The 4,048-nt window shown below is 62.6% G+C and carries 3 protein-coding genes; all 3 read right to left on the bottom strand.

Annotated features, from left to right (window positions below; all coding sequences use genetic code 11):
* A partial coding sequence (locus N5J73_RS23995; RefSeq protein ID WP_279941371.1) for a flagellin occupies positions 1-1,138 on the bottom strand: 1,138 nt, incomplete at its 3' end.
* 86 nt (positions 1,139-1,224) lie between these two features.
* Positions 1,225-2,442: a flagellin gene (locus N5J73_RS23990; RefSeq protein ID WP_099589513.1), complete on the bottom strand. Its 1,218-nt coding sequence runs from the start codon at positions 2,440-2,442 to the stop codon at positions 1,225-1,227.
* A 72-nt stretch (positions 2,443-2,514) separates the two neighbouring features.
* A complete protein-coding gene (locus N5J73_RS23985; protein ID WP_164078437.1) occupies positions 2,515-3,732 on the bottom strand; it encodes a flagellin in 1,218 nt (405 codons plus the stop codon).
* Positions 3,733-4,048 lie beyond the last annotated feature (316 nt).

The following is a 4,048-nucleotide window of genomic DNA, read 5'->3' as shown; positions in this document are numbered from 1 at the left end:
CCTGGTTGGCCTGGGCCAGCATGGCCGTACCGGCCTGCTGCAGGATCTGAGTGCGGGTCAGCTCGGCGGTTTCCTTGGCGAAATCGGTATCCTTGATGCGGCTACGCGAGGCCGACAGGTTTTCCGTCGAGGTCTGCAGGTTGGCGACGACCGAAGTGAAGCGGTTCTGGATCGCGCCGAGGTCTGCACGGGTGTTGTTGATCGAATCCAGTGCCTTGTCGACCATTGCCATGGCCTTCTGTGCGCCGGTTACGGTGGACACATCGAGATCCTGCAGGTGTTCTGCGGCAGGAGCGGGTGTGGTCGCTGTGAGGTCAAATGCATCCGCCGTGCCAAGCTTCAGAGCTATATCAGCATCAGCAAGCGCAACACCTTCCTTCACTTGCGTGACGTTGATCGCGCCAGTTTTGTCGATCTCCGCGAGGATACCGGTCTCGCCCAGCTTGGAGTTGATGGCGGTAACTGCGGCCTTGTTGCGCTCAGCTTCGGTTGCGCCAGCCTTGACCTCGACGGAATCCAGCTTGATGGTCGCAGTGCCAACCTTGATGGTTCCGCTGACAGTGGTGTCGGCCGCAATCGCGGCGGCACCACCGGAGGCCAGCGTACCTGTTGCGAACGTGGACGCGCCGAGTTTTGCGGTGGTGGCATCAACAACCTTGTCGATGGCGATGGCCTGACCAGCGTTGGCGCCCACCTGGAACAGTTGGCTGGAGAACGAGCCGTCCAGCAGCTTGGTGCCGTTGAATTCGGACTGCTTGGCAACGCGGTCGATTTCGCTGACCAGCTGGGTCACTTCAGCCTGCAGCGCCTTGCGGTCGCTGGCCGAGTTGGTGGCGTTGGACGACTGCACCGACAGTTCACGGATACGCTGCAGGTTGTTGCCGATCTCGGTCAGCGAACCTTCGGCGACCTGGGCCAGCGAGATGCCGTCGTTGGCATTGCGGATGGCGACGTCGGTACCGCGGATCTGGGTGCCGAAGCGCTCCGAGATCGCCAGGCCGGCGGCGTCGTCCTTGGCGCTGTTGATACGCGAACCGGAGGAGAGGCGCTGGATGGTGGTGGCCAGCGAGCTGCCGCTGGTGCTCAGGTTGCGCTGAGCATTCAGGGACATGGTGTTGGTGTTGATGACTTGTGCCATGGTGCTTTTCCTTTGGCGAAGGTGGAGCGTGTTTCAGGAACCGGGCGGCAGTTCAACCGCCGCCCGGTGGTCGATCAATGGACGGATCAGCGCAGCAGGCTGAGCACGCCCTGCGGTACCTGGTTGGCCTGGGCCAGCATGGCCGTACCGGCCTGCTGCAGGATCTGGGTGCGGGTCAGCTCGGCAGTTTCCTTGGCGAAATCGGTATCCTTGATGCGGCTACGCGAGGCCGACAGGTTTTCCGTCGAGGTCTGCAGGTTGGCGACGACCGAGGTGAAGCGGTTCTGGATGGCACCGAGGTCGGCGCGGGTGCTGTTGATTGAGTTCAGGCCGTTATCAACAATTTCCAAGGCGCGCTGTGCGCCGGCGACAGTCGTGATATCGAGGTCCTGCAGGTGCGAGGATGTTGCAGTACCGGCGCCAATCTGCGCGCCAATAGCTACTCCAGTTGCGCCTGTAACGGCTACTGCGGCGACCCCCGCGGTGTCAAGGTCGGCCTTGACAGAAGTAAGAGTAATCGAGCCGGGGGTCAGAGTGCCGTCAGCTGCCACCGTCTGAGCTGCGTGAACACCGGTTTCGCCAATCTTGGCGTTGAGCGCAGCAACCGTAGCGGTCAGTGCGTTCTGACGGGTGGCTGCTTCAGCTTCTGCTGCCGTAGCGCCGGAACCTTGTTCGAAAGAGATGTCACCCAAGCTGACGGCTCCAACCTTAACACCGCTGATCTTGCCACTAGTCAGATCAGCCGGGGTGTTGCTGATGGTCAGAGTGCCGTTGGATGCAAACGATGAGCTGCCAATGGAATCTGCCTTTGCATTCACCACCTTGTCGATGGCGATGGCCTGGCCCGCGTTGGCACCCACCTGGAACAGCTGGCTGGAGAACGAGCCGTCCAGCAGCTTGGTGCCGTTGAATTCGGACTGCTTGGCAACGCGGTCGATTTCGCTGACCAGCTGGGTCACTTCGGCCTGCAGGGCCTTGCGGTCACTGGCGGAGTTGGTGGCGTTGGACGACTGCACCGACAGTTCACGGATACGCTGCAGGTTGTTGCCGATCTCGGTCAGCGAACCTTCGGCGACCTGGGCCAGCGAGATGCCGTCGTTGGCATTGCGGATGGCCACGTCGGTACCGCGGATCTGGGTGCCGAAGCGCTCGGAGATCGCCAGGCCAGCGGCGTCGTCCTTGGCGCTGTTGATGCGAGAACCGGAGGACAGGCGCTGGATGGTGGTGGCCAGCGAGCTGCCGCTGGTGCTCAGGTTACGCTGAGCATTCAACGACATCGTGTTGGTGTTGATGACTTGTGCCATGAGGAGAGGTCCTTGAGCGGTTGCACGTGAGTTGGGTTAGACGCCCCCGACGTGCTTCGGGGACGACTCATGTCAGCGCTGCAACAGGCTGAGCACGTTCTGCGGTACCTGGTTGGCCTGGGCCAGCATGGACGTACCGGCCTGCTGCAGGATCTGGGTGCGGGTCAGTTCGGCGGTTTCCTTGGCGAAGTCGGTATCGCGGATGCGGCTGCGCGAGGCCGACAGGTTCTCCGAGGAGGTCTGCAGGTTGGCCACCACGGAGGTGAAGCGGTTCTGGATCGCGCCGAGATCGGCGCGGACGCTGTTGACCGACTCCAGAGCCTTGTCGACAACTTCCAGTGCCTGCTGTGCGCCGGCAACGGTGTCGATCTTGATATCTGCTACGTGAGAGGCGGTGGTGCCGGCGGCAGGAGCGTTCAGGGCGGTTGCGGTGGCGGCCGGCCCAATCTTCAAAGTGACACCAGCGACGGTGTTGTCGGCCTTGACCGAGGTCAGGGTGACTTCGCCGGGGGTGGTGGACTGCGCGGCGTGCAGGCCCGTTTCGCCGATCTTGCCGTTCAGGGCGGCAGCCAGTGCCTTGGTGGCGTTGTCCTGATTGACCTTGCGCACCGCAGCGATCTCGGCCGGGGTGGCAGGTGCGCCCGGCGGGGTGGTGTAGTCGAACTTGACGTCGCCGATACTGACGCCACCAACCGTGATGTTGGCCAGCTTGCCGGCAGCGGCATCAACGGTTGTGTCAGCCAGGGCGGCGCTGCCGGCATCGACGAAGGTGGTGGCACCCAGCGATTCAGCCTTTGCATCCACCACACTGTTGATCGCAATGGCCTGGCCTGCATTGGCACCGACCTGGAACAGCTGGCTGGTGAACGAGCCGTCCAGCAGCTTGGTGCCGTTGAAGTCGCTCTGCTTGGCGACGCGGTCGATTTCGCTGACCAGCTGGGTCACTTCGGCCTGCAGGGCCTTGCGGTCGCTGCTGGAATTGGTCGCGTTGGAGGCCTGCACGGCCAGTTCGCGGATGCGCTGCAGGTTGTTGCCGACTTCGCTCAGTGAGCCCTCGGCGACCTGGGCCAGCGAGATGCCGTCGTTGGCGTTGCGGATGGCCACGTCCAGGCCGCGGATCTGGGTGCTGAAGCGCTCCGAGATCGCCAGGCCGGCGGCGTCGTCCTTCGCGCTGTTGATGCGCAGACCGGACGAGAGGCGCTGGATGGTGGTGGCCAGCGAGTTGCCGCTGGTGCTCAGGTTGCGCTGAGCGTTGAGCGACATCGTATTGGTGTTGATTACCTGTGCCATGGGGTCGTCTCCTCTTATATGGAACCCGTTGGTGAATGAAACGAAGCGCCGCCTGTTTTTTTGTGTGGCTGTGTGCTTCGCTGTTGCCAAATGAATAACGGCGCTTTGTCAACAACCTTTAGCCGTGAATTCCGTTGAAGCCGCAATTCGTTGCCGGAGGCTGTTTTTCCGGGGTTTTCCAGCCCTGGAAGGGCGTGGAAGTGCCCCCCGGAAGGGGCGGCTGGGCAAGCCCAGCCGGCGCTGATGAAGGTATCGGCGGGGGGCTGCCTGGCTTGATGGGCAATCACGGAAAATGCGCGTAAGGCGGGCTGGTGGG

It is taken from the genome of Stenotrophomonas sp. GD03654 (assembly GCF_029845105.1).
In the GTDB taxonomy this organism is placed as follows: Bacteria; Pseudomonadota; Gammaproteobacteria; order Xanthomonadales; family Xanthomonadaceae; genus Stenotrophomonas; species Stenotrophomonas africana.
This window is presented reverse-complemented; position numbering and strand designations above follow the sequence as displayed.

Excerpts from the sequence above, each read along its gene's own strand:
- N5J73_RS23990 (WP_099589513.1), bottom strand. The coding sequence starts at position 2,442 with ATGGCACAAGTCATCAACACCAACACGATGTCGTTGAATGCTCAGCGT.
- N5J73_RS23985 (WP_164078437.1), bottom strand. The coding sequence starts at position 3,732 with ATGGCACAGGTAATCAACACCAATACGATGTCGCTCAACGCTCAGCGC.